The organism is Paucibacter aquatile (genome assembly GCF_002885975.1).
GTDB lineage: Bacteria > Pseudomonadota > Gammaproteobacteria > Burkholderiales > Burkholderiaceae_C > Paucibacter_A > Paucibacter_A aquatilis.
The window spans coordinates 313,389-338,692 of record NZ_POSP01000003.1 but is presented as its reverse complement, the minus strand read 5'-3'; the positions used below and the strand labels follow the sequence as shown (position 1 = coordinate 338,692).

Below are 25,304 nucleotides of genomic sequence, written 5' to 3'. Positions count from 1 at the left end.
CCGTTCGTCGCAGCCTTGCTTCTTGGACGACACTCGCGCCCTAAGCTTCAGCGCATGTTCAAGCTGAACCGTCCCTCCATGAAAACCAATTCCTTCAGCGCAGAGATGCGCTATGCCGCCCGTCGCTACTTCCGTCTTTACAAGCGGCGTAACGAAGCCGGCTGGGCCCGGGCTTTGATCACAACCGGCATAGGCCTGGCTTTCCCCAGTCTCTTCCTCATTCTGGCCGTGTTGTTTGGCAGCGCCACAGTCAGCGCGCCGAACTTGGCTTTCAGCTGGCTCAATGGCTTGTGCATCGCCTTCTTGATCCACGGCGTGTACCGGCTCATCGAACTGACGCAGCCGCAAGCCCGGCTCGATGCAATCCAACAAGGGGGCTGGCGGGCGGGGCTGTTCTTTAGTCTGATCCCGGTGGCCTGTATTCTTTTGGGCATGGTGCTGTTCGCCCAAGGCCTGGGCTGGTGGATGCAGTTGCAGGTCTCGACGCCGCTGGAAAGCACCCGTGGCCTGAGCCAGTTTCTTTTCATCTCGCTGGTGGGCGTCTTGATTGGCTGGGCGGTTGACCATCAGGTGCGCCGCCGCCAGGCCTTGGAGTTGCAGGCCACCGAGGCCCGCCTGCTGCATCTGCAAGCGCAGATCGAACCGCATTTTTTGTTCAACAGCCTGGCGGCGGTTCAAAGCCTGATCAAGCCGGCGCCGGACCAGGCCCTGGCCATGTTGGAACACTTCACCGACCATTTGCGTGCCAGCCTTGCCGCCCTGCGTGAGGACAGTTGCCTGCTGGGCACCGAGCTGCAAGCCGTGCGCAGCTATCTGGCCCTGATGCAGATCCGCATGGGTGACCGCCTGCGCTTTGTGGTGGAGGCCGAGCCCGCGGCCGAGCAGTTGCGCCTGCCTCCGCTGCTGCTTCAGCCCCTGGTCGAGAACGCCATCGTCCACGGCATCGAACCCAAGGATGAAGGCGGCGAGGTGCGACTGCGCGCCTGGATCGAGGGAACAAGCCTCAAGGTGCTGGTGCAGGACGATGGTCTCGGCCCGCTGGCCAAGCCCCGCCGCAGCCAGCAAGGGCATGGCATCGCCCTCAAGAACGTACGTGAACGGCTGGCGGCCCGCCATGGCGCGCGCGCCAGTTTGGATCTGCATATCGACGAGGCCGGCTGCCGCGCCTTGCTCTCCCTCCCCATCCAGCCTAAAGATCAAGGATCAGCAGCATGAGCCTGCGCGCCATCATCGCGGACGACGAAATTCATCTGGCCGAACACCTGAAGTCCGAACTGAGCCGGCTATGGCCGGAGCTGGAGGTTCTGGCGCTTGCACGCACCGGACGCGAGGCCGCCCGCCTGATCGAAACCCTGCAGCCTGAGCTCGCGTTTCTCGACATTCAGATGCCGGGCTTGACGGGTCTGGAGGTGGCGCAAGGCATCGAGGGCAAGACCCGGGTGGTGTTTGTCACGGCTTACGACGAGTACGCCGTCGAGGCGTTTGAGCATGCCGCGCTCGACTACCTGCTCAAACCCCTCAAGCCCGAGCGCCTGGCCCGCACTCTGGAGCGCGTGCGGGCGGGCTTGGCGCACGACGCAGCCGCTGTCGCTGCGGCCGAGCCACTGACGGATGCCGGTCTGGCCGGCGTGCTGCGCCAGCTGATGGTCCGCAGCGAGGGGGGCTCAGCCGGCGCTGTGCCCGCCCCGCGATTGCGTTATGTGCGGGCTGGGCAAGGGGAGTTGATGCACCAGGTTCCGGTTGAAGAAGTGCTGTTCTTCCATGCCGATGACAAGTACACCGTCGTGCAGACGGCCGAGGCCGAGCATCTGATCCGCACGCCCATCGTCGAGCTGGCTGAGCAACTCGACCCTGAGCAGTTCTGGCAGGTTCACCGCTCGACCATCATCAATTTGCGCCATCTGGCCGGCACCCGGCGTGACGAGGTCAGTCGCCTGTTCGTGCGCATCAAGGGTCAGGCCCGCGAGCTGCCGGTGAGCCGGGCCTATGTGCATTTGTTCAAGGCCATGTGAGCTTTCGCGCTGAGGGCAGGTCTGGCGACTCCATCGAGACGTCTGTACACGGCGGAAGGCCTTCGTGAGCGACCCCTTCGTGGTGTCCCTGCCCGCACCTCAGCAGCCTGCTGTGCGGTCACATGCCCATCCGGCCACCCCATGGCGTGTTGGTCTGGCGGCACGGAGCCCGAGCGACCGAGGCTCGCGCGCGCGAGGCCGGGGGGGCAGGAGCTCCGGCCTTCAGCTTCTCAGAGCCCAGGGCGCAGATCGGTGCTCACGCCTTTGAGCTTGCGGTAGAGCGTGCTGCGGCCGATGCCCAGCTGACGTGCTGCCAGCGCCATATTGCCCTGGCAGTTCTGCACCGTTTGGAGAATCATGCGCATCTCTGACTCGCGCAGCGTCAGTGCATCGGCCGGCACCATGCCAGAGACTGAGGCGCCGTCGCTGAGCAAAGGGCTGAAGGCGGTGTCGCTCTCGAAGCCGCTGTGTCCCTCGGCGGCCGGTGGCAAGGCCGAGGCCTGCCGGACGGCCATGGCATCGCCGGCAAGGACCACTGGCGTCGGGTGGGCGCCCACGGGGACCACGGCAGCGGGAGTGCCCGCGAACTGCATCGGTGACGCAGCTCCGTTGGCGCCGGGACTCAGGCGCCCGTAGAGCAAGGCCGAGCCTTCCTTGACACCCGCCGCAGGGTGCAGCATCAGGCTCATGGCCGGCTCGGCCTGGCGGCGGCTCAGCTCGAACAGCTCGCCCAGGCTCAGGCCGAAGAGCTGTTGCAGATCGAGGCGGCGCAAGGCGGTTGAGGGCAGGTTGAGCAGGTCGAGGGCGCGCCGGTTGGCTCCCAGCAGTTGCCCGTCGTCGCCCAAGGCCAGCACGCCCTCGTTGAGGGTGCCCAGTCGCTGTGGGCTGGCATGCAGGTGCAGGCGCAGGTTCTGGCTGAACTTGTCATTGAACCACTGGTTCTCGATCATGCGCGCCGAGATGCGGGCCAGCGCCAGGGTGTGGGGGTGGTAGCTGCGGCGGTCGCTCGAGACGTCGATCACGCCCAGCAAGGCGCCCTTGTGGTCGAAGATGGGCGCGGCCGAGCAGGTCAGGAACTGCAAGGAGCGCAGGTAATGCTCGGCGCCATTGACCAGGGTGGGGCGCTCGGTCATCAAGGTGGTGCCGACCGCATTGGTGCCTTGCGTGGCCTCGGCCCATTGCGCACCCGGCGCCAGGGCCACTTGCTGGGCACGGGCCAGGAAACCGGGGTCGCCCAGCGAATGCAGCACCACGCCACTGGCGTCGGTCAGCAGCACCATGCTTTGTGCATGGCTGAGCTGCTCGTACAGCATTTCCATCAAGGGCAGGGCCTGGGCGCAGAGCCGGGCATTGCGATGCAGCAGCTCGTTCAGCCGGCTGCCTTCAATGCGGTGGAGATCGGGGGCTTGCTGGGGCTGCAGACCGAACATCTGGCAGCGTTCATGCGAGCTCTGGATGGTGCTGTGGTGTAGAGCCTGGCTATGCGCGGAGGCGGTGCCCCGCGCGATTTGGGATGAAAACAAAACCGACCCCTGTGTGCATTATTTGACGGTCGACTATGGTCCAAGCGTCAGGGGCTGACAAGCGGGGAAGATTGGGTAAGCAGGCTCAGCCCCCCAATTTGAAGTAACAATATTTGAAAAACGTATGTCAGGCGTTGCTGGTTGCGCGCACTTCGCCCATTGTGGTGGTGCCTTGCAACACTTTCAGAATGCCATCCTGGCGCAGCGAACGCAGGCCTTCGTTCAATGCGGCCTGGAACAGTTCTTCGGCGCGTGCACCGGTCTGGATCAGGCGCCGGATCGGCTTGCTGACGACCAGCAATTCGTGCAGCCCCGCGCGCCCCTTGAAGCCGCTGAAGTCGCATTTTTCGCAGCCCGGGCTGTGGAAATGCAGCAGTTCTCCGCCAATGCCGAAGCGGGCCTGCCAGTCAGCCAGCAGAGCGGCCCGGTCGGGGCGCTGCTCCGGCGCGAAGACGTGGAGGTAATCGTCCAGCCACTCTTCCTGGTCGCTGCTGCTCAAGGGCTCGCCTACACGGCAAGACGGGCACAGGCGCCTCACCAAGCGCTGGGCCAGCACGGCCAGCAAGGAGTCGGCAAAGTTGAAGGGGTCCATGCCCATGTCCAGCAGGCGGGTGATGGTCTCGGCCGCGCTGTTGGTGTGCAAGGTGGACATGACCATATGGCCGGTCAACGAAGCCTCGACTGCGATCTCGGCGGTTTCGTGGTCGCGGATCTCGCCGACCATGATCACGTCCGGGTCGGCGCGCAGGAAGGCGCGCAAGGCCTTGGCAAAGGTCCAGTCGATGCGCGGGTTGACCTGCACCTGGCGCAGGCCGGCCTGGGTGATTTCGATCGGGTCCTCGGCCGTCCAGATCTTGCGTTCGGGCGTGTTGATGTGGGCCAGGGCCGAGTGCAAGGTGGTGGTCTTGCCGGAGCCGGTCGGGCCCACGCACAGCACCATGCCGTAGGGTCGGGCCACCGCTTCCTGCAGGTTCTTGAGGTTGGATTCGCTCAGGCCCAGCTTGGCCAGGGGCAGGGGCTTGGAAGACGAGAGCAGTCGCATGACCACGTCTTCCAGATTGTTGTTGGTCGGGATCGTGGCCACGCGCAGCTCCAGCTTGGACTGCGGCATGAAGCGGCCGAAGTTGATCTTGCCGTCCTGCGGCTTGCGGCGCTCGGAGATGTCGAGCTCACACATGATCTTGATGCGGGCGATCATGGCATTGCGGTAGGTGTGCGGCAGCTCCAGATAGGGGTGCAGCACACCGTCGCGGCGGAAGCGGATCTTGACCTTCTCGCTGCCCGGGTGGGTTTCGATGTGGATGTCGGACACGCCCTGGTTGCTGGCGTCGAGGATCATGGTGTTGATCAGGCGCACCAGGGAGTTGTCGCTTTGCTCGATCGGTTGCTCGTCTTCGCGGACATTGCGCTCCTGGCCCTCCCGCTCCAGGGTTTCGATCAGCTTGTCAGCCTTGTCCAGGCTGAAGTCGATCTGGAACCCGCCTGGCCCCGCATCGGTGGCGCGGCCCAGGGACTCAGAGCCGTAGCGCTCGTAGGCCTGGTGGATGGCAAAGCTCAGCGAGCCGACCTTGGCCAGGGTGGGCGTGACCTTGAGCTGGGAGATGAACTCCACCTCGTCCAGCGCATCGCGCCGGGTGGGGTCTTCCATGGCCACGATCAGGCGCCCGTCGCGCAGCAGCAGGGGCAGCACCTCCAGGCGCTTGGCCACGGCATAGGGCAGTTTGACGATGGCATCGGGCTCGAACGCGAAGTTGGTCACGTCCACCAGCGGATAGCCCATCTTGCGTGCCAGGGCCGACTGCAAGGCCTGCCGTGTGACCACGCCCTTGCGCACCAGCAGTTCGCCCAGCGGCACCGAACGGTCATCGCGTTGTTGCAGCAGGGCCTGTTCCAGCTGGTCTTGTGTGATCAGGTCCAGGGCCAGCAAGGCCTCACCGATGCGCACCATGGGCATGCGGGCTTGCTGGTCGATGGCTTGGATCAGCTGGTCGGCGGTGACGATCTGCTGGGCCACGAGGATGTCGCCGACGCGGCGCGAGCGCAGATGGCTTTGCTCGTTGACGGCTTCCTCCACCTGATCGGAGGTGGCCAGTTGTTCCTTGATCAGCAGGTCACCGATGCGCTCGCCGATCTCGAAATGCTCCAGCGCCTCGCGTGGGATGAAGACGCGCAGCACCGAGTCGTCGCTGTCGCTCAGCGGCGGAAAGAGAAAGAGGCCCAGGTCATCATGGCCGTGGCCGATGGTGATGCCGCGCAACTCGCCACCGCCGACGAAGTGCAGCTTGAACTCGCTGCGCGGGCGGTGGTCCAGCCGCAGCACATCCTCGGTGGTCTGCGAGCGCGGCGGCACGGTGATGGGCCGCAGCAACTTGATGGCCCGGAACTGGCTGAACTTCAGCGGCATGGCGCTGCGTGCCGGCGGCACATTGATCTGCGCCAGGCGCTCATGCGGCGCCACAAGGATCACATGGCCGGCGGTGCGGCTGTTGTTCAGCCCCAGGATCTCGCAGGGCTCGGCCGACAACTGCGGCGTGGCCTGAGGGTAGGCGGCATAAGGCGGCATCGGCCATGCGAAACCATCGGCGGCCCGGCCTTGGGGGCGCTGGGGCGCCAAGCCCTCGCCCGCACTGGAGCCGGCCTTCTCATGGGGCCAGGGCAGTGGGGTGGACAGATCGGTCATGCTGAAAACTCTCCAATGAGGGCAAGGTGCGAGTCAGGGCGCGTCCGCTTACGCGAGACGCGCTACACGCGCGCCTTGAATGCTAAAGCCGCTGGCTTGGTCGGCAAGCCGCGATTAGCCCAGCCTGCCACATTCTCTTTGTTTTTTCCTCCCGCTCGCTTCGACGCTGGGGCACCGAGCGGTTTCAGTGTCCTGTGCGGCGCGCTTCACACAAGGCCTCACAATCCCTGCCCAGATCGCCATCCATGCCACGGATTTGTTTCATGCCCCACCTTCCGCCGAGCCATCCCTGCATTCTTCTGACTGGCTTTGATGCCTTTGGTGGCGAGTCCATCAACCCCTCCTGGCTGCTGGCCCAGACCCTGGACGGAGCGCTGCTCTCGGGCCACCGGGTGGTCTCGCGTCGTCTGCCCTGTGTGTTTGGCGAGGCCTTGCGCGAACTTCAGCAAGCGCTGGACGAGCTTCAGCCCAGCCTGGTGCTGGCACTCGGACAGGCCGCAGGCCGGGCCGAGTTGTCGCTGGAGCGCGTGGCCATCAATGTCGACGATGCCCGCATTCCCGACAATGCGGGCGCGCAGCCCATCGACGAGCCCGTGATCCCCGGCGCACCTGCCGCCTACTTTTCAACCCTGCCGATCAAGGCCATGTGTGCCGCCCTGCGCGAAGCCGGTGTGCCGGCCGGGGTTTCGCAAACCGCCGGTACCTTTGTCTGCAACCACGTCTTCTTCGGCTTGCAGCATGCCTTGGCGGGCCATCCCGTGCGCAGCGGCTTCATGCACATCCCCATGCTGCCGGAACAGGCGGCTCGGCACAGCCCCATGCCCAGTATGAGCCTGGCCACCATGGAGCTGGGCTTGCGCCTGGCATTGCAGGCGGCCCTGCATGTGAGGCAAGACCTGCATGTCAGCGCCGGCAGCATCGCCTGATTTATTTCTGCTCGGGGCTGTAATCCTGGATCCCTTGCTTGCGACAGACGTGGGCGGCAGGCAAGATGCCGCCGAGTCCGCACTGCGGTCTCGTTCGGTTTCATTCATCTCAGTCTTCAGGAGTTCTTCTTATGCAAAGCAAGCAAGTGGTATCCGCCGCCTTGGCCGCCGTGTTCGCCGTGGGTTTGGTCGGCCAGGCGGCCGCGCAAGAAAAGGCCGCCAAGGAAAAGTGCTACGGCATTGCCAAAGCCGGAGAAAACGACTGCGCCAACCTCAGTGGCTCGCATTCCTGTGCGGGTCAGTCCAAGGTCGACATGGCCGTGGAGGAGTGGAAGTACGTGGCCAAGGGCAGCTGCAAGTCCCAGAACGGCCTCAGTGCCGAGGAGGCCAAGGCCAAGCTGAAGAAGTAATTCAGTCGGCAGCTTGTCCGGCAGCACCCGCCTTCTTGTCAAGATGAAGCATGGCACCGTGGGCATGGGCTGGCGACAGCCTCATTACGATGCCGTATTGGCGGGTGAGGTCGGCGCCTCGGATGTGGATTTTCTTGAGGTCCATTCCGAGAATTTTTTTGCCGAGGGCGGCGCGAGCCTGCAGGTCTTGCTGGCCGGCCGGGAACGCCTGCCCCTCAGTCTGCACGGGGTGGGCTTGGGGCTGGGGTCGGCGTGTGGGCTGGATCCGTGGCACCTCGATCGCTTGGCCGATCTGGTGGAGCGGGTCGATCCCTTTCTGGTGTCTGACCATGCAGCCTTCACCCGGGCGCCTTGGAATGGCGCGCAGCAAAGCCTGATGCATGCAGCCGATCTGCTGCCCATTCCCTTCGATCGCGTCAGCCTGGACTTGATGATCGGCCATGTGCAGCAAGTGCAGGAGCGCTTGCGCCGGCCGATTCTGGTCGAGAACCTCAGTGCCTATTTGGCCTGGCAGGCAGACGGCGCATCGGCGCTGTCTGAGCCCGAGTTTTTCAATGAGCTGTGCCGGCGCAGCGGCTGCAGGATGCTGCTGGATGTCAACAACCTGGTGGTCAATGCCCGCAACAGTGGCGCCCCGCCGGACGAAGCGGCACGGCGCGCCATTGACTGGGTGCAGGAGATTGCTGTCGATGCGGTCGGCGAGATTCACCTGGCGGGTCATTTGGAGCTGCCTGACGTGGTCATCGATGACCATGGCAGTCGCGTCTCTGAAGCAGTCTGGCAGGTGTACCGCGCGGCCATCGAGCGTTTTGGACCGGTGCCCAGCCTGGTGGAATGGGACAACGACATTCCCGATTTGTCCGTCTTGCTGGGCGAGGTAGCGCGCGCGCGTCAGGAAATGCGGATCTTGTGTCCATGAGTCTCGATCAGCTTCTACAGCGTCAGCAGGCCTTGTTGCAGGCTTTGACCGCGCCGCCATCCCAGGCCGCTCGCGCATTGCCCGAGGGTCTGGCGGCGCCGCCGGGTTTGAAAGGCGGCGTCGATCGGGGGCTGCTGGCCTATCGACTCAATGCCCAGGTGATGGCCGACAAGGTGCTGGCCCAAGCCTTTCCACGCCTGCGTGAAGTGTTGGGCGAGTCTTCGTTTGCGGCCATGGCTTGGGAATGCTGGCGCCAGCGCCCGCCGCAACGGGGTGATCTCGGCGAGTGGGGTCAGGTCTTGCCTGACTTCCTGGCCGAGCAGGAGGGCATGGACGCCTGGCTCTTGGAGTTGGCGCAGCTGGAGTGGGCGGCCCACGGTTTGGAGCGAGGGCCTGATGACGGCTTGGATGCAGAGTCCTTGCAGCTGATGGCCACCGAATCGCCCGCTGACTACACGGTGATCCTGCGAGCCGGCTCCCGGCTCCTGGACTTGAGTGCGGCTGCTTGGAACGCATGGCAGGGTGGACCTGTTCCAAATGACGGGTCTGTCGACGCCATGCCCACGCCGGTTTTGCTGTGGCGGCCCTTTTGGCGTGTTGAGGCGCAAGTTCTGAGTGTGGCCGAAGCGGCATTCACGCGCGCGCTTTTGCAGGCGTGCAGCCTGGAGCAGGCGCTGGAGGCTGCGCAAGCGGCGGACCCATGCTTTGACTTTACGGTCTGGTTGCAGCGGGCCTTGGAACGCCACTGCCTCAGTTCGGTGCGTTTACTGGCTCGACCTTAAGGCGAGCCATCGCGTTCGAACACGACCTTCATTTTTTTCCCGAAAGGAGGCGCTCATGGCGACTCAATGGATGGATGGCCTGCGTTCGGCCTTGTGTTTCTTGATGGATGCCGGTCCGCGGCGCGTGCCGGCCGCGACCGGGCAGCCCGACCGTGTCAACGTCCTGTTGTACGGCATTGAGTTTCAGGCCCAGGGCCTGGCCAGTCTCTTGGCCCGACTCTATGTTGCACAGGTGTTTTTCCTCTCGGGCTTGACCAAGCTCCGCGATTGGTCGGTGACCTTGGCACTGTTCGAGGACGAGTACCAGGTGCCGCTCCTGCCGCCGGAGCTGGCGGCCTACCTGGGCACGGCGGGTGAGCTGGCTTTGCCCGTGTTGCTGGTGCTCGGTTTGGGCGGCCGATTCGCCGCCCTGGGCCTGAGCGTGGTCAATGTGATGGCCGTGCTCAGCCTCAGCGAGATCGCTCCGGCCGCGCTGCTGGGCCATCAGCTCTGGGGCGCCTTGTTGCTGATGCTGGCGCTTTGGGGCGCCGGCCCCTGGTCGCTGGACGCCTGGTTGGGTGCACGCCGGGTGGCGCGCGCCTGAACCATCACCCACCCCCTCATTCGCGCGGCTGGAAACTGATCACCAGAACCGGCGGCACGCGGCCGTCGGTGTCGCGCGGCAAGGTCTCGGTCTTGTCGATGGCGCGCAGCACGGCCTTGTCCCACTCGGCATCGCCGCTGGACTTGAGCAGCTTGCTGGCCACGATCTGGCCGCTGGGCAAGGTCCGCACCTCCACCTCAGCCACCGGATTGCCGGCGGGCATGTCGGTGTAGATGATGTTGGGGCGGATGCGCGCCTTGATGCGGCCGCCATAACTGGCCGAGGGGCCGGAGCTCTTGAGCGCCGTGCCCGTGGCGCTGGGGCCGCCGCTGGCGCCGGCCATGCCCTGGATGCGGCGCAGGTTCTCCTGGCGCTGCGCCTCCAGCTTGGCTTCGCGTTTGGCTTCTTCGGCCTTGGCTTGCTTGTCTTTGAGTTGCTTGTCGAGCTTCTCTTTCTTGAGCTTGTCCTCGGCTTCGCGCTTGGCCTGCAGCTGCTTCTCGCGCTCGCGTTCGAGCTTTTCCTTCTCCTTCAGGGCCAGCTGTTTTTTGCGCTCGGCTTCCAGCTCGGCCAGGCGCTGCCGTTCGGCCTCCAGCTTCTTTTTCTCCTTGGCCTTGGCGATGGCGATCTCGGCATCGCGCTCGGCCTGGAGTTCTTCGGGGCTGGGCTGTTGGACCTTGGGCTCGGGCTTGGGCTCAGGCTTGGGCGGCTCGGGTTCCGGTTCCGGCTCGACCAGCTTGGGCGCGGCCACTTGCGGCACGGCGGACCACAGCTCCGCCTCAAAGGCCGGCGGGTCTTGCGTGCGCCAGCTCACACCGGCGCTGAGCGCGGCCAGCAGGGCCGCATGGGCGATCAGGGCGAAGGCAAAACCGCGGCCCATGCCGGGCGGGGCCGGCGGGCGCAGGGGATCATGCAGGTGGCGGGCACCCAGGGGCAGGCTGCTCATGGCCGGATCAAGGGTTCCCGCTGCTGTTGCTATTGCCGCCATTGCGCACGGCAAGGCCCACACGCTGGATGCCGGCACTTTGCAGCACGTCCATCACCTTGATCACGGCTTCGTACTTGACGTTCTTGTCGGCCGAAATCACCACCGGCGTGTTGCTCTGGGCGCCCTGGGCTTGCCGTGCGCGCTCGGGCAGTTGCTTGAGGGTCAGGGCTTGCGGCTCTTCCTGGTCCAGCTTGAGCTTGAGCTTTTCGTCGGGGCCGACGATGACGTGGATCACATGCTCGGGCTGCTGGCGGCTCTTGCCCACGCTGGGCAGGTCCACCACGCCGGTGGTGATCAGCGGCGCGCTGACCATGAAGATGATCAGCAGCACCAGCATCACGTCGATGAAGGGCACCATATTGATTTCATTGATGGTTCGGCGGCGAGATCCGCTGCGCGAGGAAACGGCGGCCATGGTGGCGGGCTCCGCGTGCTCAGCGCGCCGGGCCGGCCGGCTGGGCGGGCAGGGTGGCGTTGCGCTGCAGGATGTTGGAGAACTCTTCGATGAAGGATTCCAGGGTGATAGCGCTGCGGTCGATCTGGCGCGCGAAGCGGTTGTAGGCCAACACGGCAGGGATGGCAGCGAACAGGCCGATGGCCGTGGCCACCAGGGCTTCAGCAATGCCGGGCGCCACCGTGGCCAGTGTCACCTGCTGCACATTCGACAGGCCGACGAAGGCGTGCATGATGCCCCAGATGGTGCCGAACAGGCCGACGTAGGGAGAGACCGAGCCGACCGAGGCCAGGAAGGAGAGGTTGCTCTCCATGGTGTCCATCTCGCGCTGGAAGCTGGCGCGCATCGCGCGGCGCGAGCCGTCGAGCAGGGCGGTGGGTTCGACCACGCGACGCTCACGCAGCTTCAGAAATTCGCGCATGCCCGAGGCGAAGATGCGCTCCAGCGGCGCGCCACCGGTCTTGCCGTTGACGGCCGTGTAGAGCTCGTTGAGGTTCTTGCCCGACCAGAACTCCTGCTCGAAATCCTCATTGCCCTTTTTGATGCGCGAGAGCGAGATCAGCTTGCTGAAAATCACACTCCAGCTGGCCAGCGACACGGTCAGCAAGGCAGCAATCACCAGTTGCACCGCCAGGCTGGCGTGCATGATCAGGGCGACGATGGAAAGGTCTTGGTTCATAGAGCCACAACAGGTTTTTGGAGCGCCTCGATCACCGAGGCAGGAATACGGCAGGGTTTGAACTCGGCGATGCCGCCCTCGGCAGACAGCTGGGAGGCCACGCAGCCAATGCGGATCTCGCCTTCGGCAAGCAGGCGGCGGCCCTGGGGCCCTTCGATGAAGGCCTGCTGAAAGACCAGCATGCTCGCACGCCCGAGCTCGCGCGGCTCGACGGTGACGAACAGCCAGTCATCCAGCCGCGCCGGGCGAAGATAACGCACCGAGGTCTGGCCGACCACGAACATCACGCCCGATTCATGGCGCATGGCCTCCTGGCCAAAGCCTAGGCGACGCAGCCATTCGGTGCGGGCGCGTTCGAAAAACTTCAGGTAATTGGCATAGAACACCACGCCACCGGCATCAGTGTCTTCCCAGTACACGCGCAGGCCATGTTCAAAAACGGGTGCGACGGCGCCTGCGTCAGGGTTCATGTCCTTCGAACTCATGCGGATGCGATCCGGTAACGCGGTAGTTGCTCGGCCAGCCGGGCCACGGCCTCGCGCAGATCGTCCATGCTGCTGGCGTAGGACAGGCGCAGCCAATGTTCGCTGCCGCTGCGGCCGAAGTCGCGGCCGGGCGTCAGGGCGATCTGGGCGCTGCGCATCAGATCAAAGGCCAGCTCCCAGCTGCTGCGGCCTTCGGCGCAGAAGTCCGAGGCATCCATCCAGACGTAGAAAGCGCCGTCCGGTATCACCGGCACGCGCAGGCCCAAGGCTTGCAGCGCCGGCACGATGTAATCGCGCCGTTCGCGGAAGGCCGCGCGGCGTTGTTCGTAGATGGCCAGGCTGTCGGGTTCGAAGCAGGCCAGGGCCGCATGCTGGGCGATGCTGCTGGGGCAGATGAAGAGGTTTTGCGCCAGCTTCTCGATCGGTGCCACCAGCGCGGGCGGCAGCACCAACCAGCCCAGGCGCCAGCCGGTCATGCTGAAATATTTGGAGAAGCTGTTGACCGAGATCACGTCCTCGCCCAGCGCCAGTGCGCTGTGCTCGAAGCGGGCGTCCTGGCTGAGGCCGAGATAGATCTCATCGACGATGGTCACGCCGCCGCGCGCACGCACGGTGGCCACGATCTCACGCAATGCCTCGGGTTCGATCGAGGTGCCAGTCGGGTTGCTGGGCGAGGCCAGCAGCACGCCGCGGGTCTGCGCGGTCCAGGCGTCGCGCACCTGGGCCGGGCTGGGCTGAAAACGCTGCTCGGGCCCGGCGGGCAGCAGCACCGCCTCAGCGTCCACCGCAGCGACGAAATGCCGGTTGCAGGGGTAGCAGGGGTCGGGCATCAGCACCTGATCACCCGCCTCGAACAAGGCCTGGCAGACCAACTGCAAGCCCGCCGAAGCGCCGGCGGTGATGACGATGCGCTCCGGCGCGATCGTCAGACCCCATCGCTGGCCATACCAATCGGACAGGGCCTGACGCAGCGCGGGCAGGCCGGTGGCCGGTGTGTATTGGGTGCGGCCGGCGCTGATGCAGGCCTGCGCCGCCGCTTGCACGGCCGCGGGCGCGCCAAAGTCGGGCTCGCCGATGTTCAGAAAGACCATGGGGCGGCCGCCCTGCGCCGGGTCGCAGATGGGGCTGCGCGCCAGCTCGGCGGCAGCCTTGCTGCACTCCATCACATAGAAAGGCTCGATGTGGTCGAGTCGGCCGGCCAGCTTCATTTCGAAGCGGAACTCCCGCTGCCGGACTTGCCGCGCGCGCTCACTTCCAGCGGGCGCAGATCACCGGCGGCGCGGTCCAGCACGCCGTTCACGTACTTGTGACCATCGGTGCCGCCAAAGGCCTTGGCCAGCTCCACCGCTTCGTTGATGGCCACCTTGTAGGGGATGTCGATGCAGTGCTTGAGCTCGTAGGCTCCAATCATCAGCACGGCGTGCTCGATGGGCGAGAGCTCGGTGGTCTTGCGGTCCACATGGCGCGCCAGCACGCCATCGAGATCGGGGGCTTCCAGGATGCATCCGTTCAGCAGGGCATCGAAATGGGCCCGATCGGCCTTGTCGAAGTCTTGCTGTTCGCGCATGTGGGCATCGATGGTGCCGACGTCATCGCCGGTGATCAGCCACTGATACAGGCCTTGCAGCGCGGCTTCGCGCGAACGGCGGCGGGCTGACTTGGGCTGCACGCGCTTGCGCGGGGCGCTGGCGCTCTTGCTGGGGCTCGGGGTGGCGGCTGTCGCGCTCTTGTTGTTCGTGTTCACTGCAGGTCTTCCATCAAATTGGCCATCTCGACCGCCACACGGGCCGCATCACGGCCTTTTTCCTCGGCGCGTGCCCAGGCTTGTTCTTCGTTTTCGACCGTCAGGATCGCGTTGGCGATGGCGATCTGGTTGTCCAGGCCCACGCGCGTGATGGCTGCGCCACTTTCGTTGGCGACCAGCTCGAAGTGGTAGGTCTCACCACGGATGATGCAGCCCAGGGCCACCAGGGCGCTGTAGTCCTGGCTGTCGGCCATGGCATTGAGGGCGATGGGTACTTCCAGGGCGCCCGGCACGGTGACGTGGCGGATGTGCTTTTCGTCCACGCCCAGGGCCTTGAGCTCGGCCACGCAGGCCTCGGCCAAGCGGCTGGTGATGGCGTGGTTGAAGCGGGCTTGCACGATGCCGATGCGCAAGTCTTGCCCGTTCAGCGAGGCTTGAGCCGCGGCGTGGCCTTTGTCCGATCCTTGCATGGTGTGCGCTCTTCTCAGGAGTTAGGGGTGGCGGCCTTGAAGCCGGTGACTTCCAGGCCGTAGCCGGTCATGCTGGGCATGCGGCGCGGGCTGCCGAGCAGGCGCATCTTGTGCACGCCGAGTTCACGCAGGATTTGCGCGCCCACGCCGTAGGTGCGCAGATCCATGACGGTGCGCGGTGGCTGGGCCGGCTCGTTGGCTTGCAGACGTGCCAGCAGGCTGCCGGCTTCTTCGCCACAATTCAGCAGCACGGCCACGCCGCAAGGGGCGGCTTGCAGCTCGGCCAGGGCGGCGGGAAGCGGCCAGGAGTGGCCGCAGGAGCCGGTGTCCAGCAGGTCGAGCACCGACAGGGGCTCGTGCACGCGCACCAGCACCTCGTCGCTGGCCGACCACTCTCCCTTGCTCAGGGCCAGGTGGGTGGCGCCGGTGCGGTCGGTGTAGACGCTGCAATCGAACTCGCCCTGGGCGGTCTGCAGCTTGCGCTGGGCCACGCGGCTGATCAGGGTTTCGTTGCGGCTGCGGTATTCGATCAGGTCGGCAATGGTGCCGATCTTGAGCCCATGCTCCTTGGCGAACTCGATCAGGTCGGGCAGACGGGCCATGGTGCCGTCGTCCTTCATGATTTCGCAAATCACCGCAGCGGGCGTCAGGCCGGCCATTTGGGCAAAGTCGCAGCCGGCTTCGGTGTGACCGGCGCGCATCAGCACGCCACCATCCTGGGCTTGCAGCGGGAAGATGTGGCCAGGTTGCACCAGATCGCGCGCTTCGGCACCGCGGGCTACGGCGGCCTGCACGGTGCGCGCACGGTCGGCGGCCGAGATGCCGGTGGTGACGCCGGTGGCGGCCTCGATGGAGACAGTGAAGGCGGTGGCGTGCTTGGTGCCGTTGCGGCTGGCCATGGGCGGCAGCTGCAGGCGCTCGCAGCGCTCGCGGGTGAGGGTCAGGCAGATCAGGCCACGGCCGTACTTGGCCATGAAGTTGATCGCCTCTGGCGTGACATGGTCGGCCGCCAGCACGAGGTCACCCTCGTTTTCGCGGTCTTCTTCGTCAACCAGGATCACCATACGGCCGGCTGCAAGCTCGGCCACCAACTCGGGGACGGGAGATATGGGCATAAACCCGATTGTAGGCGGGGCAGGGCCGCTCCAACTGGAGCGGGGTCATCAATCGCGCAGCGGCCGGGCCCGCAGGCGCAGATCCTCGCCGATCGGCGTGCATTCTTGCCATTGCCAGCGCTGGGCCTGGTCGAGCTGGCTGAGGGCGGGCAGGGCAGCCAGTTCGCGCCCCGGACCCAGCAGCAGGGGGGCCAGGTAGACCAGGAGTTCGTCCACCAAGCCAGTGCGCAGCAGGGAGCCGTTGAGCTTGTGCCCGGCTTCGACATGCAGCTCGTTGATGCCGCGCCGGCCCAGTTCGTCGAGCAAGGCGGGCAGATCGACCTTGCCACCCGGGCCCGGAAGGCTGATCAACTCGGCGCCTTTCTCGAGCAGGGCAACGGCCGTTGCATGCCCTTCCAGCGATTCAAGCGCGTGGCAGAGCACGACCTGACCCGGTGGCTGCAGCAACCGGGCCGCGGGCGATATTTCAAGCCGGGAGTCAACGATGACGCGCAGCGGTTGCAAGACGGTGTCGACCAGGCGCACATCCAGCCGCGGGTCGTCATCGCGCACGGTGCCAATGCCGCTGAGCACGGCGCCCGCGCGCTTGCGCCAGGCATGTCCGTCCTGGCGGGCGGCCGGGCCGGTGATCCATTGGCTGACGCCGTTTTCCAGAGCCGTGCGGCCGTCCAGGGAGGCGGCCATCTTCATGCGCACAAAGGGCCGGCCGCGCTGCATGCGCGAGAGAAAGCCGAGGTTCAGCTCGCGCGCTGCCGTGCTGAGAGCGGGGTCTTCCACCCACTCGGCCTGCACGCCAGCGGCGCGCAGCCGTGCCATGCCCTGGCCGGCCACCTGCGGGTTGCTGTCTTCCAGGGCGACGACCACGTGGCCCAGGCCGGCGGCGACCAAGGCATCACAGCAGGGCGGCGTGCGCCCGTGGTGGGCGCAGGGCTCGAGCGTGACGTAGGCGGTCGCGCCCAGCACCGATTCGCCGCGTGCTTGCGCATCGCGCAAGGCCATCACCTCGGCATGGGCCTGGCCGGCGGCCTGGGTGTGGCCTTGGCCGAGCAGCCGCCCATCGGCCGCGACGATCACGCAGCCGACCCGCGGGTTGGGGTCGGTCAGGCCGATCGCACGTTCGGCCAGGCTCAGGGCATGGCGCATGGCCTCTTGCGCGGAGGCCAGGTGAGTTGGGCGGGGCAGGGCGGCGCTGTGGTTCAACGCTCAGTCCCAGGGCGCGGTTTCGAGCGTCTGGTTGGCAGATTCGCTGCCGGTCGGGTCGGTGCTCGGGCTTGCGTTTGCGGGCAGGGCGGCCAATGCAGCACCCGCAGCAAAGAAGTCATGCTCGCCACCGAGGCCGTCGATTAGCTCGGGGATGAGCTTGCACAGCTCGCCGGTGGCCAGGGCGGCGTCGGCATCAAAAGCCTCGTCCTTCTCGGGCGTGTCGCGGCCTTCGAAGGCGAGGTCGAGGAAGCTGATCTTCTTGATTTGCAAGGTGTCGGTGAGCATGAAGGACACACGGTCCTTCCAGCTCATGGCCAGGCGGGTGGGGGCCTTGCCGCTTTGCAGATGCTGACGCACCTCTTCAATGTCCAGCGCATGGCGAGCGTAGCGCACCACGGATTTCATTTCGTCGCCGCTCTTGAGTTCGCACTCGCGGTCGATGGTGAAGCCCTCGGGCGGCACACCGTCCATCAACCAGGCGGCCATGCAGACGGCGGGCGATTCGGCGGTCTGGATCAGGTGCAGGTTCAGGCCGTCGAGTGCCTTGACCAGCAAAGTGACCACCTCTTCGGCCCGGCTGGCACTGCCGGCGTCGATCATCAGGAGCTGCTGAGCCGGCGCGATCCAGACTCGGATGGAGGATTGTTTGGTAAAGGCCTGGGGCAGCAGTTCCAGCGTGGCCTGCTCCTTGAGATCCTTGGTCTGTTTTTTTCCGGGCTTGCGGCCGGTTTCCTGCTCGACGCGGGCGGCCAGCTCATCGGTGCGCTTGCGCACCACCGAGCCGGGCAGCACGCGCTGCTCCAGCATCAGCTTCAGCAGCCAGTGACCGCCGATGTCTTCGACCAGGGGTGCATGAGGGATGCCGCGCGGTGAAGTCCAGCCCAGCGACTGCGCCTGGGTGGCGCCGCACTCGACGAAAACGGACTTCGCCAGGCTTTCCTCGATCTGCTCTACCGTGATCTGCCAATCCGCACCGATGCGGTACACCATCAAATTCTTGAACACTGCAGTCCTTGCTCTTGTCTCACGTGCGCGGCCGCCGCCTGAGGGCGCGCGACCAAAACGTGATTGTCACTCAGGCCGATGGCCGAGGACGAGAGACGGGCGCGGTTCTCGATCAGGGTTGCGCGGGCGCCGCTTGTTGGAGCTCGGTGTTGCTGTTGACGAACACGCCGTTGTCCGGATCGACGGCTGCGCCAGTCGGGCAGCGGCTCACGCTGGCATTGATGACCAGGAAGTTCTGCCGCGCCAGCGAGGAGCTCACGGCGTCGTAGTTTTCCGGGTGCTCCGCATTGCTGATGCTGCCATTGCCGTCGTAGTCAGCGCTGTAGCGGCAGACCTTGCGGGCATTGGCTCCCGTCAATTCGATGCCGCTGAGTTCTGCCCGGCCGGACCAGATTCTCGGTGTGCCGTTGTTGGGCTCGATGAAGCAGTTGTAGCTCACGAAGGGCATGGTCGAGGAGGGGCTGGTCGGCGCATCGTCGAAGCATTGCTGCACGGTCGGGGCCGCAATCGCGTCGGCAAGCCGGCTGTTGGTGATCACCACATCCAGCGGCAAGGCAAAGCCTTCCGGATGGGCCGGGTCCGGGCGGAGGCTGTTCGAGAAACGAATGGTGCCACTCAGCAAATAGCCCACCGTGTTGTTCGAACAAGACTCGACGTCTTGCAAGGTCAGGCTGCTCGACGATGTGCCCATGGCCACCGTGCAGCGCCCGGTGATCACGCCGGTCAGGTTGTTGAACACCCAAGCCACCGTCGCCGTGGGGCCGGGCACGAACACGCTGGTCTTGTTGCCGAGGTCCTTGGCTTGGACCGGGATGCTGGCGTCGCGTTCTCCAGGACGGCGAGTTGGAGAAGACACAGCAGGCACCGAGAGTGAGCCGGCCAAAGCTGGGTCAGCTTTGGCGATGAAGGTATTCAGCTCGACTTGCTGTATTTCATTGGCTCGATCCAGCCACGAGACCTGCACTGTCAAGGCCTTCATGCTGGGCAGCGCCTGGGGTTGGGTAGCGGGCCAGTCAACCCAGTTAGTGACTGTGCGTGTCAGCGTGAAGGTGGCATTGCTGTTGGGGTTTCCAGCTTGGTTGTTGGCAGCCTGCGTGACCAGGCCTTGGTAACTCACAGTGCCAGCCGGCGCCGCGACTGTCGTAGGCAGCGTCCAGTAGCCTCGCGCTGTCTCAATGTCCTGCTGTGCAATACGCAGCGCTTCGCCGCGCTGCTTGGCCAGATCGGCTCCTCGGCGCATAGAACTCTGAATGCCTACAAGCGCAACCATGCCGAAAGTCATGATGAGCATGGCCACCAGGGCCTCGATCAAGGTCACACCGCGGGCAGTGCGGCGCTTGGCTGCGCAGGCTTGGCTGTGTCTGGTTGAGCTCATGGCGTCAGTTCCACCAACTGCCCGGCAGGCGCACAAAGCTGCCCGTTCGGTTCTTCAAAGCATCAATGATGCCGGCTTGGTACCAGATATCGACATTGCCGCTGACTGTCAAATTGCCCTCGGACATCAGGGCACCATTCAAAAGTGAAAGTTGTCCAATGGGGCTTGCCCACGTCACATCGCCTGTGGCGTAGAAGAGACCGGTCAACTGCATGGGGCCACTCAGTTGCAGGCCGCCCATGACGACGACGAGCATGGGGCTTGCTGCTGTGCCCAGGGTGATGTTGCTGGACAGCGCCATTGGCCCAATGACCCACGCCATGCGCACGCCACGGTTGTACTCCCCCAGCAAAATGGCTGCACAGTCTCCTGGCGCCGCAGGGCAGATGACTTGTCGCATGGCCGGCTGATTGATGTAGCTGTTCATCGACATGCCGAAATGCATGGAGAAAAAGCGACCAGGCGTGGCGCTCGTCGCAGCCAGCGTAGAGTCATTGGTGATCACCGCCAGGTGGCCAGGTGTGCCGGGAATACTATCTAGTCGGCTGTTGTCCAGCCCAGCAGCACTTCCTCCAGCGACGAGCAGGATGCCGCTGCTGGATGGCGAACTGTTGTGCAGGCCTAATCCTGCTGCCCCGCTCGCCACACCTCCCGCCAGTGTCAGTGGTGCTGCCGGAGGCATCTTCAAGGCGCTGACAAACCCAAAATCGGTCTCGATCCAGTTTGAACCCAGCTGTTTCTCACGTCGAGCCAGTTCGTTGTCGCAATCGCTTTGCACGACGCCATTGGCAAGCGAAGTTGTGCCGCTGCTTGAGCAAGCCCTGGACAGGATGCGAATCGTGCCGGGTCTTCGAGCATCTGCCCGGGTCTGGTTCATGAGTTGGATTCTGAAGTTTGGTTGCATCGCACTGGCTGCCGCCACACCTGCATTGACAGTCCAAGCGCCCATGCCAGGGCATCTGCATTGCCACCCTTGACCGGCGACTAAGGAGCAGTCAGCAAAGTACACGGTGTTGCTGGCGGGAGGGATCGATACTTGCAGCTTCTGTGTGTTGGGGTCCACACTTAGATAGCGGTCTCTGAAGCGATTTGCGCCTGCGGCCATAGTTGGCTGACAGGCTGCGTCAACATTCAAGCCATTCAGCTGGGCTTCTGTCCAGGCCACACCTGCATCCGCTGCTTCCATGGCGACACTGCCGCGGTAGTAGTTACTGGCAATGCGTTGCTCGAAGATCAAATTGCGATTAGCAAACGCTGCCACCATGGCCATCACTAAAAAAAGAACCATGACCACGACCAGGGTGGCAGCGCCTACTTGCGTGTCTTGACCATGCGACGGAGTTGAAAGCACGTAGCGCCTCATGCTGGAACGGCCGGGCAGGCCCCTGCAACATTGTCATTTCTCACGCGGCCACTCAGTTGAATGCTCCGGACCACACTGCTGTCGTGCACCGCTTGACCCACCAGGTTGATGCTGACCTGTCGGACCTGAAGCAAGGGGCATGCCGTTCCGGGGGGGCAAGTAAGCTCACAGAACTGCTGAAGTGGGAGGTTTTGGGTTTGCAGTTGAACCTGAAAGGCCGTAATTGTCAGAGTGGCTGGGTCTGTTATTGGCTGCCATGCTGCGCCGAGGCGCACCTTGAGAATCCCATCTTCCAATTTGAATCCAAAGCGCTCTGTGTTGTCGTTGATGGCGCCGTCTTCTGGATTTGGATACCCAGCTGCGTTATCTCGATTGGCCAGATGACGTGAATACTGAAACTCTAGGGATCCATTTTGGGCGTTTCCGCCACTGGTTACACTGGCATATGGATTGGGAGTTGGGGCCGCAAAGCTCCCTTCTGCCCAAACGCCGTTCTGTGGCATCGCCCAAAACCCGGCTCGCCTCAAGTCTCGCAATATCAAATCTCCAGCTGCTCGCAGGTCTTGTTGCAACTGGGTTTCCAGTACCAACAGTTTGTGTTCCTTCAGCTGGCTCGTCATCATCAGACTCGCTGCAGCCACCACGATCATTCCGACCGTGATGCCGACCATGAGTTCAATCAAACTCAGTCCGCGTTGACGGCGCCTCTCGTTCATGAGCCCGTTGCGCATCATTGACTGTTGGCCGGGCATGTCTGGTATCCAGGAATGTTGCCGCTGCCACTCGGCGAGCAGGTCAGAACCCGGCCGGCAGCATTCGTCTTGACCAGCAGAGTCGCGCCACGTGAGCCAGCCACCGTGACATAGAAGTTGGGATCGCTGGATCTGAGTTGGGTGCCGGAAAAGCCGAAGGGGTTTTCTGCCTGGCTGGGCGTCATGGTGACGCCGAGAGAGCGCCGTAATTGATTGATCTTGAGCTCGTAAGCTGATGAAAGGCCGCTGCCGCAACTTGTTCCCGCTTCTCGCAGGCAGTCGCACATACCGATCCCTGACCAGTAGGAAATCGAGTAGCAGGTGAGGTTGTCGTCGCTTCTGAACCGAACATAAACCTGTTCGGAACGAACGGCAGCCTCTGTTCGTGCATAGGCCAAATCAGTGGCCAGTTCTGCAGCCACCGCCTCGACTCGACGGCGATTGATGAAATCAGCCAAGGAGGGGGCTGCCAAGGCAAGCAAAACGCCAAGAATCGCGAGGCCCACCAGCAACTCGACGAGAGAAAAGCCGCTAACCCGGAGCCTGCGCATGGCAAAGGGCTTGAAATGCTTCGTATATGCGTTGCGTATCTTCATTTCGGCCAACATTGCGTGTTGCTACTTCCACTGGAGTCGCTGGCGAGGTAGTAAAGCTGCCCCCCTCGCACCTGAATCGAGATCGTTGCGCACTTGCTGTCGTTGGCTTGAGGCGTGCCGCTGACCGGCGTGGCAGTTACGGTGTAGCCGGAGTCAAAGGCTACATTGGGTGCGGTGCCGATGCCGGCGATGCTTAGCGTGTAGTGGCCGGCAGGCGTGCGATTGCTCGGGAAATTGAGACCCAAGTCCGAGAAACTGCTGGCGTAGGCGCTGCGATTCGCGCGCCAACGTTCCTGGGCTTGCGTGACTTGCGTCAACGCACTGATGGCATCAGAGCGACGACTGCGATTCATGTATTCGCGATAGCTCGGCAGCGCAACGGCCGTCAAGATGCCGATGATGGCCACTGCAATCATGAGCTCAATCAGCGTGAAGCCTTTCGCGGAAGACGTGCGTGAGTCAGGCGCGAGCAGTGAATTGTCGGGAGATTCCATTCGACGATTATCGAAACCCAAGGCCTGCCGCCAGTCGTTTGAAGTGCCGTCGGTCGGCCAAGTCCAACCGCCGGTCGTCCTCCACTTATTCGGGGGGGGTACTCAGCAGGTTTGGAGGCCGGAGTGCGCTTGGCCCGGTGCGCAGCTGCGCACTCGACCGGTGATGCTGACCACGTGGCGAATCACGTCGCCGTTGCGATGGTGGATGTCGATGCTTCCCGTGCTGCTCGTTGTGCCTTGGCGCGGGCTGTAGCTCAGGCCGCTGACGTTTGCGCGAATCGCCACCTCGCCCCGAGTCGGGAACCATTCCGACTTCACAACTTGCCCTTCGCCCGTGCAGACCGCCTGCCCGGATTCCTCGCAGCTGCATGAGGAACTGGGGCCGGAGTGCAGCACGTAGCAGGTACCCGAAGCGTGGCTGCTGAATTTGAGGTGGACATTGCTGCCATTCAGCACGGCCTCGCTGCGCGCCTGCTGCAGATCGGTCATCACGGTCTGGGCGACGCCGTTCAGGGACTGGCGCTGCTTGAGCTTGCCCAGGGCGGGTATGGCTTGTGAGGCCAGAAGCGCGGAGATCAGGAGGCTGATGCTGGCTTCCAGCACGGTGAAACCTGTTTGCTGCATCCGTTGGCTGGGCTTGCGCATGATTTAACTCCTGAGCTTGTTCATGGGGATGAACACAATCTAGGAGGCGCTGGCCTGAATCTCTGTCACTCCGTGGTGGGAGTCGGCCCCCTCTTTGGTGGGGGGTGTTCACGTGGGCCGGGGCGGCGCTAAAAGCGGCTCAGATCTCGCGGATCAGCTGGCGGAACTCGTCCACATCTTCAAAGCTGCGGTACACGGACGCGAAGCGGACATAGGCCACCTTGTCGATGCGCTTGAGTTCGCGCATGACCAGCTCGCCGAGCTTGGTCGAAGGCAGTTCGCGGGCGCCGCTGGTCAGCAGGGCTTCTTCGATGCGCAGCAGGGCGGCGTCGATTTGCTCGATGCTAACAGGGCGCTTGCGCAGCGCCAGTTGCATGGATGCGCGAACCTTGCGGGAGTCAAAGTCCGCGCGCGTGCCGTCTTTCTTGACCACCACGGGCAGGGCAATTTCTGCCCGCTCGTAAGTGGTGAATCGCTTGTCGCAACCCAGGCAGCGACGCCGACGGCGCACCACATCGCCTTCATCCGATTCCCGGGTCTCGGCGACCTGGGTTTCTCCGTGATTGCAAAAGGGGCAGCGCATCGGCGTGTCGTGCCTGGATCAGGCTCAGCGGTAGACCGGGAAATCGCGAGTCAGGGCGGCGACCTTCTCGCGCACGGCGGACAGATTGGCCTCGTCATGCGGCTTGTCAAGTACATCGGCGATCAGGTGAGCGGTGGCGCGCACCTGTTCTTCCTTGAATCCACGCGTGGTCATGGCCGGCGTGCCCAGGCGGATGCCGCTGGTGACCATGGGTTTTTGCGGGTCGTTGGGGATGCCGTTCTTGTTGCAGGTCATGTGGGCGGCGCCCAGGATGGCCTCGGCTTCCTTGCCGGTCAGGTTTTTGGGGCGCAGGTCCACCAGCATGACGTGGCTCTCGGTGCCGCCCGAGACGATGCGCAGGCCGCGCTCGATCAAGGTGTCGGCCAGGACCTTTGCGTTCTTGACCACCTGAGCCTGGTAGGCCTTGAACTCGGGCGTCAGCGCTTCCTTGAAGGCCACGGCCTTGCCGGCGATGACGTGCATCAGCGGGCCGCCCTGGATGCCGGGGAAGATGGCGGAGTTGATCTTCTTGGCAATGGCTTCGTCATTGCACAGGATGATGCCGCCACGTGGGCCGCGCAGGCTCTTGTGGGTGGTGGAGGTCACCACATCGGCGTGCGGAACCGGGTTGGGGTAGACACCCGCGGCGATCAGACCCGCGTAGTGGGCCATGTCCACCATGAAGTAGGCGCCGATTTCCTTGGCGATCTTGCCGAAGCGCTCGAAATCGATACGCAGGCTGTAGGCCGAAGCGCCCGCGATGATCAGCTTGGGCTTTTTCTCCCGGGCCAGGGCCTCCATGGCGTCGTAGTCGATCTCTTCCTTGGCGTTCAGGCCGTAGGAGATGACGTTGAACCACTTGCCGCTCATGTTCAGGGCCATGCCGTGGGTCAGGTGGCCGCCTTCGGCCAGGCTCATGCCCATGATGGTGTCGCCCGGCTGCAGCAAGGCGAAGAACACGCCTTGGTTGGCTTGCGAGCCGGAGTTGGGCTGCACATTGGCGAAGTTGGCGCCGAAGAGCTCTTTCAGGCGGTCAATGGCAAGCTGTTCGACCACGTCCACGTACTCGCAGCCACCGTAGTAGCGCTTGCCGGGATAGCCTTCGGCGTACTTGTTGGTCAGCTGGCTGCCCTGCGCCTGCATCACGGCGGGCGAGGTGTAGTTTTCCGAGGCGATCAGCTCGATGTGATCTTCTTGGCGACGGTTTTCGTTCTGGACGGCAGCCCAGAGATCCGGATCGACTTGGGCGAGGGTGGAAGTGCTACGGTCAAACATAGGGGTGGCAGTGCTCTAGAGGTGGAGTGCCCGTCCGGCTGGGCACCGATTTGAAGAAACAGGTGCATCAGCGAGACCAAGCTGCCCAGGCGAACGGCTGAAGTCGGCGTGGGGTTCAGCCCATCGACGTTCGCGCTTCCCGGTGGTCCACCACCTCAGGCTGCCGGTGACGCTCGGTCACCTGGCCCTCCTTGATCGCCAGTCGCGCGAAGGCTGCAGTGTAGCCGCAGCGCCAGGGGCTCCCGA

27 protein-coding genes and 1 riboswitch are annotated in these 25,304 nt (G+C 64.2%); of the genes, 7 read left to right on the top strand and 20 right to left on the bottom strand.

The window, feature by feature from the left end:
• Positions 1–78: 78 nt before the first annotated feature.
• Together C1O66_RS04855 and C1O66_RS04850 are read left to right on the top strand one after the other, a co-directional pair.
• Positions 79–1,215 (top strand): sensor histidine kinase, encoded by a 1,137-nt coding sequence (locus tag C1O66_RS04855; RefSeq protein ID WP_165794486.1) that lies wholly within the window; start codon positions 79–81, stop codon positions 1,213–1,215.
• Complete coding sequence (locus C1O66_RS04850) at positions 1,212–2,012, top strand: LytR/AlgR family response regulator transcription factor (protein ID WP_102766856.1); 801 nt, start codon at positions 1,212–1,214, stop codon at positions 2,010–2,012. The genes C1O66_RS04855 and C1O66_RS04850 overlap by 4 nt, the downstream gene beginning before the upstream one ends.
• Positions 2,013–2,242: 230 nt before the next feature.
• On the opposite strand, the gene C1O66_RS04845 is transcribed toward C1O66_RS04850, so the two are convergent.
• Entirely contained in the window at positions 2,243–3,442 is a 1,200-nt protein-coding gene (locus C1O66_RS04845; RefSeq protein ID WP_102766855.1) for a helix-turn-helix domain-containing protein, read from the bottom strand.
• Positions 3,443–3,662: 220 nt separating this feature from the next.
• Entirely contained in the window at positions 3,663–6,215 is a 2,553-nt protein-coding gene (locus C1O66_RS04840) for a GspE/PulE family protein (RefSeq protein ID WP_102766854.1), read from the bottom strand.
• A 263-nt stretch (positions 6,216–6,478) separates the two neighbouring features.
• Here C1O66_RS04840 and pcp point away from each other — a divergent pair, with 263 nt between their 5' ends.
• From pcp to C1O66_RS04815, 5 genes are all read left to right on the top strand, one after another.
• The gene (pcp, locus tag C1O66_RS04835) at positions 6,479–7,141 is read left to right on the top strand and encodes a pyroglutamyl-peptidase I (protein ID WP_102766853.1); all 663 of its coding nucleotides are present in this window, start codon (positions 6,479–6,481) and stop codon (positions 7,139–7,141) included.
• Between the two features lie 131 nt (positions 7,142–7,272).
• Positions 7,273–7,551 (top strand): BufA1 family periplasmic bufferin-type metallophore, encoded by a 279-nt coding sequence (locus C1O66_RS04830; protein WP_102766852.1) that lies wholly within the window; start codon positions 7,273–7,275, stop codon positions 7,549–7,551.
• A gap of 13 nt (positions 7,552–7,564) precedes the next feature.
• Positions 7,565–8,470 carry a DUF692 domain-containing protein gene (locus C1O66_RS04825; RefSeq protein WP_243392709.1) on the top strand — a complete coding sequence of 302 codons (906 nt, stop codon included), beginning with the start codon at positions 7,565–7,567 and terminating at the stop codon, positions 8,468–8,470.
• A complete protein-coding gene (locus C1O66_RS04820) occupies positions 8,467–9,252 on the top strand; it encodes an HvfC/BufC family peptide modification chaperone (RefSeq protein WP_165794485.1) in 786 nt (261 codons plus the stop codon). The genes C1O66_RS04825 and C1O66_RS04820 overlap by 4 nt, the downstream gene beginning before the upstream one ends.
• A gap of 55 nt (positions 9,253–9,307) precedes the next feature.
• Entirely contained in the window at positions 9,308–9,835 is a 528-nt protein-coding gene (locus tag C1O66_RS04815) for a DoxX family protein (protein WP_243392708.1), read from the top strand.
• A 16-nt stretch (positions 9,836–9,851) separates the two neighbouring features.
• Here the strand turns inward: C1O66_RS04815 and tolA are convergent, their stop codons facing one another.
• The 18 genes from tolA to glyA all read right to left on the bottom strand — a co-directional run bounded on the left by tolA (position 9,852) and on the right by glyA (position 25,058).
• Positions 9,852–10,778 (bottom strand): cell envelope integrity protein TolA, encoded by a 927-nt coding sequence (gene tolA / locus C1O66_RS04810; protein WP_102766850.1) that lies wholly within the window; start codon positions 10,776–10,778, stop codon positions 9,852–9,854.
• A gap of 7 nt (positions 10,779–10,785) precedes the next feature.
• The gene (tolR, locus tag C1O66_RS04805; protein WP_102766849.1) at positions 10,786–11,235 is read right to left on the bottom strand and encodes a protein TolR; all 450 of its coding nucleotides are present in this window, start codon (positions 11,233–11,235) and stop codon (positions 10,786–10,788) included.
• Between the two features lie 19 nt (positions 11,236–11,254).
• Positions 11,255–11,953 (bottom strand): protein TolQ, encoded by a 699-nt coding sequence (tolQ, locus tag C1O66_RS04800; protein WP_102766848.1) that lies wholly within the window; start codon positions 11,951–11,953, stop codon positions 11,255–11,257.
• Entirely contained in the window at positions 11,950–12,423 is a 474-nt protein-coding gene (locus tag C1O66_RS04795) for a YbgC/FadM family acyl-CoA thioesterase (RefSeq protein ID WP_102766847.1), read from the bottom strand. Before C1O66_RS04795 ends, tolQ begins: the two co-directional genes overlap by 4 nt.
• 11 nt (positions 12,424–12,434) lie before the next feature.
• Complete coding sequence (locus C1O66_RS04790; RefSeq protein ID WP_102766846.1) at positions 12,435–13,646, bottom strand: pyridoxal phosphate-dependent aminotransferase; 1,212 nt, start codon at positions 13,644–13,646, stop codon at positions 12,435–12,437.
• The gene (nusB, locus tag C1O66_RS04785) at positions 13,643–14,182 is read right to left on the bottom strand and encodes a transcription antitermination factor NusB (protein WP_102766845.1); all 540 of its coding nucleotides are present in this window, start codon (positions 14,180–14,182) and stop codon (positions 13,643–13,645) included. The genes C1O66_RS04790 and nusB overlap by 4 nt, the downstream gene beginning before the upstream one ends.
• Positions 14,179–14,652 carry a 6,7-dimethyl-8-ribityllumazine synthase gene (gene ribH / locus C1O66_RS04780; RefSeq protein WP_102766844.1) on the bottom strand — a complete coding sequence of 158 codons (474 nt, stop codon included), beginning with the start codon at positions 14,650–14,652 and terminating at the stop codon, positions 14,179–14,181. The genes nusB and ribH overlap by 4 nt, the downstream gene beginning before the upstream one ends.
• Positions 14,653–14,666: 14 nt before the next feature.
• Complete coding sequence (gene ribBA / locus C1O66_RS04775; protein WP_102766843.1) at positions 14,667–15,767, bottom strand: bifunctional 3,4-dihydroxy-2-butanone-4-phosphate synthase/GTP cyclohydrolase II; 1,101 nt, start codon at positions 15,765–15,767, stop codon at positions 14,667–14,669.
• Between the two features lie 48 nt (positions 15,768–15,815).
• Entirely contained in the window at positions 15,816–16,910 is a 1,095-nt protein-coding gene (gene ribD, locus C1O66_RS04770; protein WP_102769467.1) for a bifunctional diaminohydroxyphosphoribosylaminopyrimidine deaminase/5-amino-6-(5-phosphoribosylamino)uracil reductase RibD, read from the bottom strand.
• A gap of 60 nt (positions 16,911–16,970) precedes the next feature.
• The gene (locus C1O66_RS04765; RefSeq protein WP_102766842.1) at positions 16,971–17,975 is read right to left on the bottom strand and encodes a recombination-associated protein RdgC; all 1,005 of its coding nucleotides are present in this window, start codon (positions 17,973–17,975) and stop codon (positions 16,971–16,973) included.
• A gap of 112 nt (positions 17,976–18,087) precedes the next feature.
• A complete protein-coding gene (locus C1O66_RS04760) occupies positions 18,088–19,350 on the bottom strand; it encodes a type IV pilus modification PilV family protein (RefSeq protein ID WP_102766841.1) in 1,263 nt (420 codons plus the stop codon).
• A 4-nt stretch (positions 19,351–19,354) separates the two neighbouring features.
• Complete coding sequence (locus C1O66_RS23425; RefSeq protein ID WP_165794484.1) at positions 19,355–20,701, bottom strand: PilX N-terminal domain-containing pilus assembly protein; 1,347 nt, start codon at positions 20,699–20,701, stop codon at positions 19,355–19,357.
• Positions 20,702–20,709: 8 nt separating this feature from the next.
• Positions 20,710–21,465, bottom strand: a complete 756-nt coding sequence (locus C1O66_RS04750; protein WP_102766839.1) for a PilW family protein — start codon at positions 21,463–21,465, stop codon at positions 20,710–20,712.
• Entirely contained in the window at positions 21,444–22,061 is a 618-nt protein-coding gene (locus tag C1O66_RS04745; protein WP_165794483.1) for a pilus assembly FimT family protein, read from the bottom strand. Before C1O66_RS04745 ends, C1O66_RS04750 begins: the two co-directional genes overlap by 22 nt.
• The gene (locus C1O66_RS24560) at positions 22,058–22,555 is read right to left on the bottom strand and encodes a type IV pilin protein (RefSeq protein ID WP_102766837.1); all 498 of its coding nucleotides are present in this window, start codon (positions 22,553–22,555) and stop codon (positions 22,058–22,060) included. Before C1O66_RS24560 ends, C1O66_RS04745 begins: the two co-directional genes overlap by 4 nt.
• Before the next feature lie 102 nt (positions 22,556–22,657).
• Positions 22,658–23,200, bottom strand: a complete 543-nt coding sequence (locus tag C1O66_RS04735; protein ID WP_102766836.1) for a GspH/FimT family pseudopilin — start codon at positions 23,198–23,200, stop codon at positions 22,658–22,660.
• 139 nt (positions 23,201–23,339) lie between these two features.
• On the bottom strand, positions 23,340–23,783 hold the full coding sequence (nrdR, locus tag C1O66_RS04730) for a transcriptional regulator NrdR (RefSeq protein WP_102766835.1): 444 nt from the start codon (positions 23,781–23,783) through the stop codon (positions 23,340–23,342).
• 24 nt (positions 23,784–23,807) lie between these two features.
• Positions 23,808–25,058: a serine hydroxymethyltransferase gene (gene glyA, locus C1O66_RS04725; protein WP_102766834.1), complete on the bottom strand. Its 1,251-nt coding sequence runs from the start codon at positions 25,056–25,058 to the stop codon at positions 23,808–23,810.
• Positions 25,059–25,134: 76 nt separating this feature from the next.
• Positions 25,135–25,274: riboswitch (ZMP/ZTP riboswitch) on the bottom strand.
• Positions 25,275–25,304 lie beyond the last annotated feature (30 nt).